Raw genomic sequence first — 13853 nt, forward strand, 5'->3', positions numbered from 1 at the left:
GTGGCGACCATCATGAAGAAAGTGGATGCAGTGATTGTGGGCTTCGGCTGGACGGGCGCGATCATGGCCAAGGAGCTGACGGAAGCGGGCCTCAACGTGGTAGCGCTGGAGCGCGGCCCGATGCAGGACACTTACCCAGACGGCAACTATCCCCAGGTCATCGACGAATTGACCTACAGCGTGCGTAAGAAGCTGTTCCAGGACATCTCCAAAGAAACGGTGACCATTCGCCACAGCGTGAATGACGTTGCCCTGCCCAATCGCCAGTTGGGCGCATTCCTGCCGGGTAACGGTGTTGGTGGTGCGGGGCTGCACTGGTCGGGCGTGCATTTTCGCGTCGACCCGATTGAGCTGCGCATGCGCAGCCATTACGAAGAGCGCTACGGGAAGAACTTCATTCCCAAGGACATGACCATCCAGGACTTCGGCGTCAGCTATGAAGAGCTGGAGCCGTTTTTCGATTATGCGGAAAAAGTCTTTGGCACCTCCGGGCAAGCCTGGACGGTCAAGGGCCAACTGGTCGGCGAGGGCCGTGGCGGCAACCCCTACGCGCCGGATCGCTCCAACCCGTTCCCGCTTGCGGCGCAGAAAAATACCGTCTCCGCCCAGCTGTTTCAGAAAGCGGCGACCGACGTAGGTTACAAACCTTACAACCTGCCTTCGGCCAACACGTCGGGGCCGTACACCAACCCCTACGGTGCGCAGATGGGCCCGTGCAACTTCTGCGGTTTTTGCAGTGGCTACGTGTGCTACATGTATTCCAAAGCCTCGCCGAACGTGAACATCCTGCCGGCCTTGCGCCAGGTGCCCAACTTCGAGCTGCGGCCCAATTCCCACGTGCTCAAGGTCAACCTCGACAGCACCAAGAAGAAAGCCACCGGCGTGACCTACATCGACGCCCAGGGTCGCGAATGTGAACAACCGGCCGACCTGGTGATTCTTGGCGCATTCCAGTTCCATAACGTGCGCCTGATGCTGCTGTCGGGCATCGGCAAGCCCTATGACCCGATTACCAACGAGGGTGTGGTAGGCCGCAACTTCGCCTACCAGAACATGGGCACCATCAAGGCGTTCTTCGACAAGGACACCCACACCAACAACTTTATCGGCGCGGGCGGCAATGGCGTGGCCATCGACGACTTCAACGCCGACAACTTTGACCATGGCCCCCATGGCTTTGTGGGGGGGTCGCCGATGTGGGTCAACCAGGCGGGCAGCCGGCCGATTGCCGGTACGTCCAACCCGCCGGGCACCCCGGCGTGGGGCAGTGCCTGGAAGCGCGCCACCGCCGATTACTACACCCATCAAGTCTCAATGGATTCCCACGGTGCCCATCAGTCCTACCGCAGCAACTACCTGGATCTGGACCCGGTTTACCGCGATGCCTACGGCCTGCCGCTGCTGCGCATGACCTTCGACTGGCAAGAAAACGACATCAAGATGAACCGCTTCATGATGGAAAAAATGGGCAAAGTGGCCCAGGCCATGAACCCCAAGGCCATCGCCGTGCTGGGTAAAAAGGTCGGTGAGCATTTCAATACCGCCTCCTACCAGACCACCCACCTCAACGGTGGCGCGATCATGGGCACCGACCCGAAAACCAGTGCGTTGAACCGCTACTTGCAGAGCTGGGATGTACACAACGTCTTTGTCCCTGGTGCTTCCGCTTTCCCACAAGGCTTGGGCTACAACCCTACCGGCCTGGTGGCAGCGTTGACCTATTGGTCGGCTCGCGCGATTCGCGAGCAGTACCTCAAAAACCCCGGCCCACTGGTTCAGGCATAAGGAGCGATGACCATGAAAGCATTCGTTATTGCCTCCCTGGCGCTGTTCAGCAGCTGCTCGATCAGCGCTGCCGAAACCGATCTGATCAAACAGGGTGAATACCTGGCGCGGGCCGGCGACTGTGTTGCCTGCCATACCGCCAAGGGTGGCAAGCCCTTCGCTGGCGGCCTGCCGATGGAAACACCGATTGGCGTGATCTATTCCACCAACATCACCCCGGACAAGACCGGCCTGGGCGACTACAGCTTCGAGGATTTCGACAAGGCCGTGCGCCATGGCGTCGCCAAGAACGGTAGTACGCTTTACCCGGCGATGCCCTACCCGTCTTACGCGCGCGTCAGCGACAGCGATATGCAAGCGTTGTATGCGTACTTCATGAAGGGGGTCGAACCGGTCGCCCAGGAAAACAAGGAAAGCGATATACCCTGGCCCCTGAGCATGCGTTGGCCGTTGGCGGCCTGGCGCTGGGTGTTTGCCCCGGCAGTCGAGGCGCATCAGCCGCAAGCCGCTGCCGACCCGGTGATCGATCGCGGTGCCTACCTGGTGGAAGGTCTCGGACATTGCGGCGCCTGCCATACGCCGCGTGCCCTGACCATGCAGGAAAAAGCCCTGAGTGCCACGGACGGCAGCGCCTTCCTCTCTGGCAGTGCGCCATTGGAAGGCTGGATTGCCAAAAGCCTGCGCGGCGACCACAAGGACGGCCTCGGCAGCTGGAGCGAGGAGCAGTTGGTGCAGTTCCTCAAGACAGGTCGCAGCGACCGCAGCGCGGTATTCGGCGGCATGAGTGATGTGGTCGTGCACAGCATGCAGTACATGTCGGAAGATGACCTGACCGCCATCGCCCGTTACCTCAAGAGCCTGCCGGCGGTCGATCCCAAGGATCAGCCGCACCAGTACGACAAGCAGGTAGCGCAAGCGCTGTGGAAGGGGGATGACAGCAAACCGGGTGCGTCGGTGTACATCGACAACTGCGCGGCCTGCCACCGTACCGACGGCCATGGCTATACGCGGGTATTCCCGGCGCTGGCGGGCAACCCGGTGTTGCAGACGGCAGATGCCACGTCGTTGATCAACATTGTGTTGAACGGCGGCACCTTGCCGGCCACCCATGCGGCGCCGTCAACCTTCACCATGCCGGCGTTTGCCTGGCGTCTGTCGGACCAGGAAGTGGCGGATGTGGTCAGTTTTATCCGTGGCAGTTGGGGCAACCAGGGCGCACCGGTCAAGGCGAGCGATGTGGCGGATCTGCGCAAAAACGATCTGCACACCACCTCGGGCGATGACCTGGGGCAGGTGACGCAAAAGCACTGATAAGTTCGCTGGCCGCCCAACGGCACTGGTCAGAAGCTTCGCGCCTCGATACTGTATATAAAAACAGTATCGAGGCGTTTTCATGTCTACTGCGCTGCCGCCCCGTGGCCGGGGTACGGCCACCAACCTGCACAATCGCTTTGCACCCACCGTCAGCGTGGCCGAGGATGACGGTTGGTACCAGGAAGTGCCGCCGACCCAAGGCACCGAAGTGCGTATCGAAACGGCCAAGACCATCATCACCCGCAACACCTCCCCGGACTTGCCGTTTGATCGGTCCATCAATCCGTATCGCGGTTGTGAACATGGTTGCATCTACTGCTATGCACGGCCAAGCCACGCCTATTGGGACATGTCGCCCGGGCTGGACTTTGAAACCAGATTGATTGCCAAGAGCAACGCGGCCGATGTGCTGGAACAGCAGTTGTCGAAGCCGGGCTACGTGTGTGCGCCGATCAACCTGGGCTCCAATACCGATCCGTACCAGCCAATTGAGCGCGAATACCGGATCACCCGGCAAACCCTTCAAGTCCTGCTGCGCTACCGCCACCCAGTGACGATCATCACCAAGGGCTCGCTGATCCTGCGCGACCTCGACCTGCTGACCGAGTTGGCCCGCCAGCGCCTGGTGGCGGTGATGATCAGCCTCACCAGCCTGGACGATGAGCTCAAGCGCATCCTGGAACCGCGCACCGCAGCGCCCAAGGCACGGCTGCGGGCGATTCGGGTAATGCGCGACGCGGGTATCCCGGTGGGCGTGCTGTGCTCGCCAATGATCCCGATGATCAACGACAGCGAGCTGGAGAGCCTGCTTACCGAAGCTCACGCGGCCGGCGCACAAAGCGCGGCGTATATGATGCTGCGCCTGCCGTTGGAGGTGGCGCCGTTATTCGAGGAGTGGTTGGCGGCCCATTACCCCCAGCGTGCGGCCCATGTGATGAGCCTGGTGCGCCAGGTGCGCGGGGGTGAGGTGTATGACAGCCGGTTTGGCGTGCGCATGCGTGGTGAGGGGCCGTTTGCCGATTTGCTGGCGCAGCGTTTCAGCAAGTCAATCAAGCGCCTGGGGCTGAATCGGCGGGAAGGGTTCAACCTCGATTGCACGGTGTTTTGCCCACCGGGCAGGCAGATGGCTTTGTTGTAGACTGATGGAGAGACGTGCACCTTTGCTGTAGGAATAGTCGCGTTTTGACATCACTGAAACCCGCGTTCTAGAGCGGTTCATTCAGTTTGAGTTAAGTTTCGACGGTTACCTTGTTCAGCGAGTGACTGATGAGTCGGCGGCCTGGCCGGTGCTTGTTTTACAACTATTTCACCGCCATGGCGTCGAACTGACCTGAACCCTCCCCTGCATTGATCAAGAGGATGAATCATGAGTGACAAGGATAAACAGCCGTTGGCTGCGTCGGCTTCAGCCCCTCAGGTGGCGGAATCCGCCGATGCAGCGCTGCAGCATATCGTTGACGGCTTTTTGCATTTCCATCACGACGTCTTCCCCCAGCAGGAAGAACTCTTCAAGAAACTCGCCACCGCCCAGAGCCCACGGGCGATGTTCATCACCTGCGCCGACTCGCGCATCGTGCCCGAGCTGATCACCCAAAGCTCCCCAGGCGACCTGTTCGTGACCCGTAACGTCGGTAACGTGGTGCCGCCTTACGGCCAGATGAACGGTGGTGTTTCCACCGCTATCGAGTACGCGGTGCTCGCCCTTGGCGTACAGCACATCATAGTGTGCGGGCATTCGGACTGCGGCGCCATGCGTGCGGTGCTCAACCCCGACAGCCTGGAGAAGATGCCAACGGTCAAGGCCTGGTTGCGTCACGCCGAGGTCGCCAAGACAATGGTCCATGACAACTGCGACTGCGCCAACGAAGGCGAGAGCATGGCGGTGCTGACCGAAGAAAACGTTATCGCCCAACTGCAACATTTGCGCACCCACCCTTCCGTGGCTTCGCGCATGGCCAATGGTCATTTGTTTATCCATGGTTGGATCTACAACATCGAGACCAGCGAAATCCGGGCCTACGATGCGGACAAAGCGGCGTTCCGACCGCTGAACGGCACCGAGCCGATCCCTTCAGCGACGCCTAAAGCGCGCTTCTAAAACACTTCCCTGCCGGGTAATGCGGTGGCTGCCATGGATGCAGCCAGGCTTTACCGCGCCCGGCGAATGCCTCGGGAGAGTCATCATGCGTGCTGCTCAATTGAAAGCTGTATTGCCACGGGAGCTGCTCGCCTCGGTGGTTGTTTTTCTGGTCGCCTTGCCACTGTGCATGGGCATCGCGATTGCGTCCGGCATGCCGCCGGCCAAAGGCCTGATCACTGGCATCATCGGCGGCTTGGTGGTGGGCTGGTTGGCCGGCTCGCCGCTGCAAGTCAGCGGCCCGGCGGCGGGTCTGGCGGTACTGGTGTTCGAACTGGTGCGCCAGCACGGCATGCTGATGCTGGGGCCGATCCTGTTGCTGGCCGGCTTCCTCCAATTGGTGGCCGGGCGTTTGCGCCTGGGCTGCTGGTTTCGCGTCACCGCGCCGGCGGTGGTCTACGGCATGTTGGCCGGCATTGGCGTGTTGATCGTGCTGTCGCAGATCCATGTGATGCTCGACGGCGCGCCCAAGCCGTCAGGGCTGGATAACCTGGCTGGCTTCCCGGCAGCGCTGGCTGAAGCGATTCCTACCTTCGGCGGCGGTCTCGGCTGGCAGGCTGGCGTACTCGGCCTGTCGACGATGTTGGTGATGTACCTGTGGGACAAATTCCGCCCGCAACAACTGCGGTTTGTGCCTGGCGCGTTGCTTGGCGTGGGCCTGGCGACCGTCGCCAGCCTGGTGCTGGCGTTGCAGGTCAAGCGCGTGGAAGTCCCGGAAAACCTGGCGGACGCTATCGACTGGCTGCGCCCCAGCGACCTGCTGAACCTGGCAGATCCACAGCTTTTGATCGCGGCATTCGCCGTGGCGTTTATTGCCAGTGCCGAAACCCTGCTGTCTGCCGCAGCGGTGGACCGTATGCACAGTGGTCAACGTTCCGATTTCGACAAGGAATTGTCGGCCCAAGGCGTGGGCAACATGCTCTGCGGCCTGGTGGGTGCATTGCCAATGACCGGCGTGATCGTACGCAGCTCGGCTAACGTCCAGGCTGGTGCTACCACGCGTCTGTCGGCGATGTTCCATGGCCTGTGGTTGCTGGGTTTCGTGCTTTTGCTGTCGAGCGTGCTGCAGAGCATTCCGGTCGCGAGCCTGGCGGGTGTGCTGGTATACACCGGGATCAAGCTGGTAGACGTCAAGGCGTTCAAGGCGCTGGGGCGCTATGGGCGGATGCCGATGTTCACCTATGCGGCCACCGCGCTGGCAATCATCTTTACCGATTTGCTGACCGGCGTGCTGGTGGGTTTCGGGCTCACATTGCTCAAGTTGGCCTTCAAGGCCTCGCGCCTGAAAGTCAGCCTGATCGACCTGCCCCAGGAAGGTGAGATGGAGCTGCGTTTGACGGGGGCGGCGACCTTTCTGAAGGTGCCGGCGTTGACTCAGGTGTTGTCGGCGGTGCCTGCGGGGACCACCCTGCATGTGCCGTTGAGCAACTTGAGTTACATCGACCACTCTTGCCTGGAGTTGCTGGAAGAATGGGGCCGGGCCAATGCGGCCAAGGGCTCGACGTTGGTGATCGAGGCGCGTGGGTTGAAGCGTCGGCTGGAAGGTCGGGTGCGAACGACAGTGGGGATCGGCTCAGCGCCTGCCTGACCCCTCAAAAAACTGTGGGAGCCGGGCTTGCCCGGCTCCCACATTGGATCCCTATCGGATCTGAAGTCTACGCAGGCTGATCCAGCGACAGCTCAACCCCAAGCTGGCGCGACAGGCATGGCCAGCGCTTCCAGGACGCTTCGGTCTGCGGGCTCTTGAGCTGTTCGCGATAGGCCTCGACCGACTCCAGCGCAAAGCTTTCCTCGTTAAGCATCTCATCCACCGCCAGGTGCACGGCTTCATCCAATTGGTTGGCGAAGTCTTCACCGATCAGTTGATGGGCGATCACGTTGGCCACGGTGGTATCCGCTGGAATCAACGGCTGGCCAAAATGCTTGATATACAGATCGTTCACTTCTTCGACCAGGCGATGCGCCAGGTAGGCCTCATCCAGCAGGCCTTCAAGGCCGTCGTGTCCGGCCAGAATCGCTGGCGGCTGCAGGAAGAAATGTTCAGCGATTTTCAGTACCGGTTTGATCTGGCTTTCAATCCCGGCCTCACGGGCCACGTCATTGGCGGCGTCGAGCAAATCAGGAACCAGGTCGATGTAAGCGGTCACAAAACGGGTCATGACCATGTTGCGATCACCGTCAGCCAGGGCGATGGACGAATGCAGGTGCGGCACTTGTTTTTTCAGCTGGCTGACGAGCTGGCCGGTGCTGGCTTCGTGTTGATGGGCACGGGAAATCTGCTCGCGCAATGCGGCGGTGTTCATGAGGGCTCCAGTGAAGCAGGCGTAGGAAAAGGGAGAAGATAAGGTAGTTCGTTTATACGAGCGCCTAAGACGCATTTGTCATAATTATTTCATGGTTATAGGCAGGGGTTATATCGAAATGCCATCGTTCGTCGGATAAACGATTCCGCTGCCTATTTTACGGGCTCCGTCTGTCTGTTTCTATTCATTTGCCCCCACACATTGCGGGGTTGCTACGGCTGTCTATACTCGATTTTGTACGCAATTAGCTGATGACGCCCAACTGCATGACGCAGGCAAGGCTTGGCGGTTGTAAGCAGTATGGAAGCCGCTCCCTTCGCCGCAGGTGCAAACCGGCGGGATAACAAGAAACATAAAGGGGAACCCGCAATGACGCGACATCCACACGTTTGGATGGGCCTCCTGTTGTGGTCGGTATTCGGCCAGGCGCACGCCGCCTGGACTACGAATATGGCGCCAGGGGCTACTGAAGTCAGCCACGCTGTGTTTGACCTGCACATGACCATTTTCTGGATCTGTGTGGTGATCGGCATCGTCGTGTTTGGCGCGATGTTCTGGTCGATGATCCTGCACCGTCGGTCCACGGGCCAGGTAGCGGCCAAGTTTCACGAAAGCACCACCGTGGAAATCCTCTGGACCGTGGTGCCCTTGCTGATCCTGGTGGCCATGGCTATTCCGGCCACCAAGACCCTGATCAACATCTACGACAGCAGTGAGTCGGATATCGATATCCAGGTCACCGGCTATCAGTGGAAGTGGCACTACAAATACCTGGGTCAGGATGTGGAGTTCTTCAGCAACCTGGCCACCCCCGCCGAGCAGATCCATAACCAGGCCACCAAGGGTGAGCACTACCTGTTGGAAGTCGACCAGCCGCTGGTATTGCCGGTGGGCGCCAAGGTGCGCTTTCTGGTGACCGCTGCCGATGTGATCCACTCCTGGTGGGTGCCGGCCTTTGCGGTCAAGCGCGATGCTATCCCTGGCTTCGTCAACGAGGCCTGGACCCGCGTCGAGAAGCCCGGCATCTACCGTGGCCAGTGCGCCGAACTGTGTGGCAAGGACCATGGCTTCATGCCCATCGTGGTGGAGGTCAAGTCCAAGGCCGACTACGACACCTGGCTGGGGGAGCGCAAGGAGGAGGCCGCCAAGCTCAAGGAGTTGACCTCCAAAGAATGGACACTGGACGAACTGGTGGCACGTGGCGACAAGGTCTATCACACCACTTGCGTGGCCTGTCACCAGGCCGAGGGCCAAGGCTTGCCACCGATGTTCCCAGCGCTCAAGGGCTCGAAAATCGCCACCGGGCCGGCCAAAGACCATCTGAGCATCGTGTATCACGGCAAGCCCGGCACCGCGATGGCAGCCTTCGGCAAGCAGCTCTCTGAAGTGGATATCGCCGCTGTGGTGACCTATGAGCGTAACGCCTGGGGCAATAACAAAGGCGACATGGTCACGCCCAAAGACGTGCTGGCTCTGAAACAGGCCCAAAGCAAATGACGACTTTCATTGCCAATGCCCTGAATCGCCCCGCTCACTCGCTTGCAGGAGAACGGCCATGAGCACTGTGATCGACCACGGTCATGCCGACCACGCCCACGGCCCCGCCAAAGGCTTGATGCGCTGGGTGCTGACCACCAACCACAAAGACATCGGCACCATGTACCTGTGGTTCGCCTTCACCATGTTCCTGCTCGGCGGCTCGTTCGCCATGGTGATCCGCGCCGAGTTGTTCCAGCCGGGCCTGCAGATCGTGCAGCCGGCGTTCTTCAACCAGATGACCACCATGCACGGGTTGATCATGGTATTCGGCGCGGTGATGCCGGCGTTTGTCGGCCTGGCCAACTGGATGATCCCGTTGATGATCGGCGCGCCGGACATGGCCCTGCCGCGCATGAACAATTTCAGCTTCTGGCTGTTGCCGGCGGCGTTCCTGTTGCTGGTGTCCACCTTGTTCACGCCCGGCGGCGGGCCGAATTTCGGCTGGACCTTCTACGCCCCGCTCTCCACCACTTATGCGCCGGAAAGCGTGACGTTCTTTATATTTGCCATCCACCTGATGGGCATCAGTTCGATCATGGGCGCGATCAACGTGGTCGCCACCATCCTCAACCTGCGTGCGCCGGGCATGACCCTGATGAAAATGCCGCTGTTCGTGTGGACCTGGCTGATCACCGCATTCCTGCTGATCGCGGTGATGCCGGTACTGGCGGGCTGCGTGACCATGATGCTGATGGACATTCACTTTGGCACCAGCTTCTTCAGTGCGGCCGGTGGTGGTGATCCGGTGCTGTTCCAGCACGTGTTCTGGTTCTTCGGGCATCCCGAGGTGTACATCATGATCCTGCCGGCCTTTGGCGCCGTCAGCTCGATCATCCCTACCTTCTCGCGCAAGCCGCTGTTCGGTTACACCTCGATGGTCTACGCCACCGCGAGCATCGCGTTCCTGTCGTTCATCGTGTGGGCGCACCACATGTTCGTGGTGGGCATTCCGCTGGTGGGTGAGCTGTTCTTCATGTACGCCACCCTGCTGATTGCCGTGCCCACGGGCGTGAAGGTGTTCAACTGGGTCAGCACCATGTGGCAAGGCTCACTGACGTTCGAGACGCCGATGTTGTTTGCGGTGGCCTTTGTGATCCTGTTCACCATCGGCGGCTTCTCCGGGCTGATGCTGGCGATTGCCCCGGCGGACTTCCAGTACCACGACACCTACTTTGTGGTGGCGCATTTCCATTACGTACTGGTGCCCGGCGCGATCTTCGGGATCTTCGCTTCTGCCTACTACTGGCTGCCGAAATGGACCGGCCATATGTACGACGAAACCTTGGGCAAGCTGCACTTCTGGTTGTCTTTCGTGGGCATGAACATGGCGTTCTTCCCCATGCACTTTGTGGGGCTGGCCGGTATGCCGCGCCGAGTGCCGGACTACAACCTGCAGTTCGCTGACTTCAATATGGTCTCGTCCATTGGTGCCTTCATGTTCGGCGCCACGCAGATCTTCTTCCTGTTCATTGTCATCAAGTGCATCCGTGGCGGCCCGCCTGCGCCGGCCAAGCCGTGGGATGGCGCCGAGGGCCTGGAATGGAGCGTGCCCTCACCCGCGCCGTATCACACCTTCACCACGCCGCCGGAGGTCAAATGAAGCCCTCCCTATACTCCCCCTGTGGGAGCGGGCTTGCCCGCGATGGCGGTAGGTCAGGCGCTGAATCTACCAACCCTCAGGCCCTCATCGCAGGCAAGCCAGCTCCCACAGAAAGTCCAAAGCCAGGTGGGCGCCATGGCTGACTCCGTCCCGCTCAAGCGCCTGGTCACCCGCCTGCTAATCCTAGTGCTGGCGATGTTCGCCTTTGGCTTCGCCCTGGTGCCGATCTACGACGTGATGTGCAAGGCGTTCGGCATCAACGGCAAGACCGCCGGGCAGTACGAGGGTGAGCAAATGGTTGACCCCTCGCGCCAGGTGCGGGTGCAGTTTCTGTCCACCAACGCCATCGACATGGTCTGGGAATTCCACTCCAAGGCCGATGAGATTGTGGTCAACCCCGGTGCAGTCAACGAGATGCTGTTCGTGGCCTACAACCCCACCGATAAGCCGATGACAGCCCAGGCGATACCCAGCATTTCCCCGGCCGAAGCGGCGATGTACTTCCACAAGACCGAATGCTTCTGCTTTACCCAGCAAGTGTTGCAGCCCGGTGAGCGCATTGAGATGCCCGTACGTTTCATCGTCGACCGCGCGATGCCCAAGGATGTGAAGCATTTGACCCTGGCGTACACGCTGTTCGATATCACTGCGCGCCAGCCGCCCGTGGCCGTCAGGACCGGGGGCTAGCTACTGTTTGCCCCCTCAATCAGGAGAGCGAATACATGTCGACTCATGATACGTACTACGTACCAGCGCAAAGCAAATGGCCAATAATTGCCACGATTGGCCTGCTGGTCACCGTGTATGGCCTGGCCGTGTGGTTCAACGACTTGAAGGCCGCGCGGCCCGAATCCCACGGGCCGTGGATCTTTTTCGTCGGCGGTTTGCTGCTGGCCTACATGCTGTTTGGCTGGTTTGGCGCGGTGATCAAGGAAAGTCGCGCCGGGCTGTACAGCGCGCAGATGGACCGCTCGTTCCGCTGGGGCATGACCTGGTTCATCTTTTCGGAGGTGATGTTCTTCATCGCCTTTTTTGGTGCGCTGTTCTACGTGCGCGTCTGGGCCGGGCCTTGGTTGGCGGGCGAGGGGCCCAAGGGCATTGCGCACATGCTGTGGCCGAACTTTGAGTTTGCCTGGCCCCTGCTGAACAACCCCGACCCTAAGCTCTACCCTGCGCCCAAAGGCACCATCAGCCCCTGGGGCCTGCCATTGGTGAACACCATCCTGCTGGTGAGTTCCAGCGTAACCATCACCATTGCCCACCATGCCCTGCGCAAAGGCCATCGTGGTGCGCTGAAACTCTGGCTGGCGATCACCGTGCTGCTGGGCTTGGCCTTTCTCGGGTTCCAGGCCGAGGAATACATCCACGCCTACAAAGAGTTGGGCCTTACCTTGGGTTCGGGGGTGTACGGCGCGACGTTCTTCATGCTCACGGGCTTTCACGGCGCCCACGTGACCATCGGCACCATCATTCTGTTTGTGATGCTGATGCGCATCCTGCGCGGGCATTTCAATGCCGAGCACCAGTTCGGTTTCGAGGCGGCCAGTTGGTATTGGCATTTTGTGGACGTGGTGTGGATCGGGCTGTTTTTCTTTGTCTATGTGCTGTGACGCGGCTTACCACGGCGCATGAGAGACCAATTGGCCGCTGAAAAAGCCCCAGGCGATCAAGCCCACGGTGATCACGGCCAGGGTGACACGCACGGTCAAGGCAGTGACGAGGCGGTTAGAGTTGCCCTCGTCCTTGACCAAGAAGAACAAGCCACTGAACAGGCTCACGACGGTCGCGATCAGCATCAGGGCAATGGCGGCTTTGAGCATGGTCTGGCTCCGGGCTAATTGGGGAGGGGCGATGAGATCGAGTATAGCCAGTGCCATGCAACGCTTTCGTCCGGGCATCGCGCCGACGCTGGTGGTACTGGTGTTGCTGCCGTTGATGGTGGGCCTGGGGTTTTGGCAATTGTCCCGCGGGCACGAAAAGCAACTGTTGGTAGACCGTTATGCCGAGCGCCGCGCCGCCGAGCCGGTCAGCAGTGCTCAGCTCAATGACATGGCTGATCCAGCCTTCCGTCGCGTTCACCTTCGCGGGCAACTGGATGGTGCACACAGCGTATTGCTGGATAACCGCATGCGTGACGGCAAGGCCGGTGTCGAGTTGCTGCAACCCTTTCATGACCAGGCCAGCGGCCTGTGGCTGTTGCTCAATCGCGGCTGGCTGCCCTGGCCGGACCGGCGTATCGCGCCCGCCTTTACAACCCCTGAACAGACGCTGAACCTCGACGCCTGGGTGTACGTCGCCCCCGGCGAGACCTTCCAACTGCATGCCGACCCGGCCAGCACGCAATGGCCGCGCCTGCTGACCGCGCTGCACCCTGCCGCCTTGTGGGGCGAGCTGGGGCGCAGTGGCTTTGCCTATGAGCTGCGTGCCGAAGCGGGCCCCGGTACCTACGAAACCAGCTGGCCTGTGGTCGCCATGGGCCCGGAAAAACACCTGGCCTACGCTGTGCAATGGTTCGCCATGGCCATGGCGTTGCTGGCGCTTTACCTCTACCTCGGATGGCATAACAAAAAGGAGAAGCCCCATGGGAGCGGTCATGAATCCACCCAGCACATCTGACACGCCTGATCGGCGCAAGGGGCGCTGGCAGCTGATTTTGATCCTGATGATGGTGATCGGCCCGATGGTGCTGGCCACCTTCATGTACAAATTGCAGTTCTGGGTGCCGGACAGCCGCAGCTATCACGGCGAACTGATTGGCAACGGCCAGACCCGCGCCGACATCGGCGTGCAGGCCGATGAACAGCGCTGGCAACTGCTGGTCACCGCCCCCACCGCCTGTGCTGCCAATTGCCAGCAACTGGTCTACCTGGCGCGTCAGCTGCAGATCAGCCTTGGCCGTGATGCATCCCGTGCCAGCCATGCCCTGGCGGGTGCGCAACCGTTGAGCGGCGAATACGAGGCCAAGCTCAAAGCCGAATATCCACAGCTGCAGCGCTACCCGCTGGATGTGTCGACCTTTACCAGGAACGCTGCCGCGCCTGGCGATGCGCAATTGTGGATCGTCGACCCCCACGGCAATCTGGTGCTGCGCTACGACGCCAAGGTCAAGGGCAAGGACTTGCTCAACGATCTGCGCTTGCTGCTGAAACTGTCGAACATCGGATAAGGGCACCCT

13 protein-coding genes are annotated in these 13853 nt (G+C 60.6%); 11 read left to right on the forward strand and 2 right to left on the reverse strand.

Features of this window, described 5'->3' with window-relative positions; translation table 11 throughout:
• The 5 genes from GH769_RS25075 (at window position 1) to GH769_RS25095 (ending at window position 6824) form a co-directional block, all read left to right on the forward strand.
• Window positions 1-1785 (forward strand): GMC family oxidoreductase, encoded by a 1785-nt coding sequence (locus GH769_RS25075; protein WP_014716318.1) that lies wholly within the window; start codon window positions 1-3, stop codon window positions 1783-1785.
• 12 nt (window positions 1786-1797) lie between these two features.
• Window positions 1798-3096 carry a cytochrome c gene (locus tag GH769_RS25080; RefSeq protein WP_108538276.1) on the forward strand — a complete coding sequence of 433 codons (1299 nt, stop codon included), beginning with the start codon at window positions 1798-1800 and terminating at the stop codon, window positions 3094-3096.
• Window positions 3097-3178: 82 nt separating this feature from the next.
• Window positions 3179-4237, forward strand: a complete 1059-nt coding sequence (locus GH769_RS25085; protein WP_153649900.1) for a PA0069 family radical SAM protein — start codon at window positions 3179-3181, stop codon at window positions 4235-4237.
• 228 nt (window positions 4238-4465) lie between these two features.
• The gene (locus GH769_RS25090; protein WP_003187331.1) at window positions 4466-5197 is read left to right on the forward strand and encodes a carbonic anhydrase; all 732 of its coding nucleotides are present in this window, start codon (window positions 4466-4468) and stop codon (window positions 5195-5197) included.
• Window positions 5198-5282: 85 nt separating this feature from the next.
• Window positions 5283-6824 (forward strand): SulP family inorganic anion transporter, encoded by a 1542-nt coding sequence (locus tag GH769_RS25095; RefSeq protein WP_014716321.1) that lies wholly within the window; start codon window positions 5283-5285, stop codon window positions 6822-6824.
• A gap of 67 nt (window positions 6825-6891) precedes the next feature.
• Here GH769_RS25095 and GH769_RS25100 read toward each other — a convergent pair whose 3' ends face one another.
• On the reverse strand, window positions 6892-7539 hold the full coding sequence (locus GH769_RS25100) for a hypothetical protein (protein WP_032903950.1): 648 nt from the start codon (window positions 7537-7539) through the stop codon (window positions 6892-6894).
• A 369-nt stretch (window positions 7540-7908) separates the two neighbouring features.
• Between GH769_RS25100 and coxB the strand changes: the two genes are divergently transcribed.
• The 4 genes from coxB to GH769_RS25120 all read left to right on the forward strand — a co-directional run bounded on the left by coxB (window position 7909) and on the right by GH769_RS25120 (window position 12288).
• Window positions 7909-9036, forward strand: coding sequence for a cytochrome c oxidase subunit II (gene coxB / locus GH769_RS25105; protein ID WP_014716323.1), 1128 nt, complete (start codon window positions 7909-7911; stop codon window positions 9034-9036).
• Between the two features lie 58 nt (window positions 9037-9094).
• Window positions 9095-10678, forward strand: a complete 1584-nt coding sequence (ctaD, locus tag GH769_RS25110; RefSeq protein ID WP_003187339.1) for a cytochrome c oxidase subunit I — start codon at window positions 9095-9097, stop codon at window positions 10676-10678.
• A gap of 135 nt (window positions 10679-10813) precedes the next feature.
• Window positions 10814-11365 (forward strand): cytochrome c oxidase assembly protein, encoded by a 552-nt coding sequence (locus GH769_RS25115; protein ID WP_003187340.1) that lies wholly within the window; start codon window positions 10814-10816, stop codon window positions 11363-11365.
• 35 nt (window positions 11366-11400) lie between these two features.
• Window positions 11401-12288 (forward strand): cytochrome c oxidase subunit 3, encoded by an 888-nt coding sequence (locus tag GH769_RS25120; protein WP_003187344.1) that lies wholly within the window; start codon window positions 11401-11403, stop codon window positions 12286-12288.
• A gap of 6 nt (window positions 12289-12294) precedes the next feature.
• Here GH769_RS25120 and GH769_RS25125 read toward each other — a convergent pair whose 3' ends face one another.
• Window positions 12295-12498 carry a twin transmembrane helix small protein gene (locus GH769_RS25125; protein ID WP_003187345.1) on the reverse strand — a complete coding sequence of 68 codons (204 nt, stop codon included), beginning with the start codon at window positions 12496-12498 and terminating at the stop codon, window positions 12295-12297.
• A 31-nt stretch (window positions 12499-12529) separates the two neighbouring features.
• On the opposite strand from GH769_RS25125, the gene GH769_RS25130 reads away from it, so the two are divergent.
• Together GH769_RS25130 and GH769_RS25135 are read left to right on the forward strand one after the other, a co-directional pair.
• Window positions 12530-13294 (forward strand): SURF1 family protein, encoded by a 765-nt coding sequence (locus GH769_RS25130; protein WP_032872186.1) that lies wholly within the window; start codon window positions 12530-12532, stop codon window positions 13292-13294.
• The gene (locus GH769_RS25135) at window positions 13260-13844 is read left to right on the forward strand and encodes a hypothetical protein (protein ID WP_014716327.1); all 585 of its coding nucleotides are present in this window, start codon (window positions 13260-13262) and stop codon (window positions 13842-13844) included. The genes GH769_RS25130 and GH769_RS25135 overlap by 35 nt, the downstream gene beginning before the upstream one ends.
• The last annotated feature ends 9 nt before the right edge of the window (window positions 13845-13853 follow it).

The sequence above is a fragment of the Pseudomonas sp. CFSAN084952 genome (assembly GCF_009648855.1).
GTDB lineage: Bacteria > Pseudomonadota > Gammaproteobacteria > Pseudomonadales > Pseudomonadaceae > Aquipseudomonas > Aquipseudomonas paracarnis.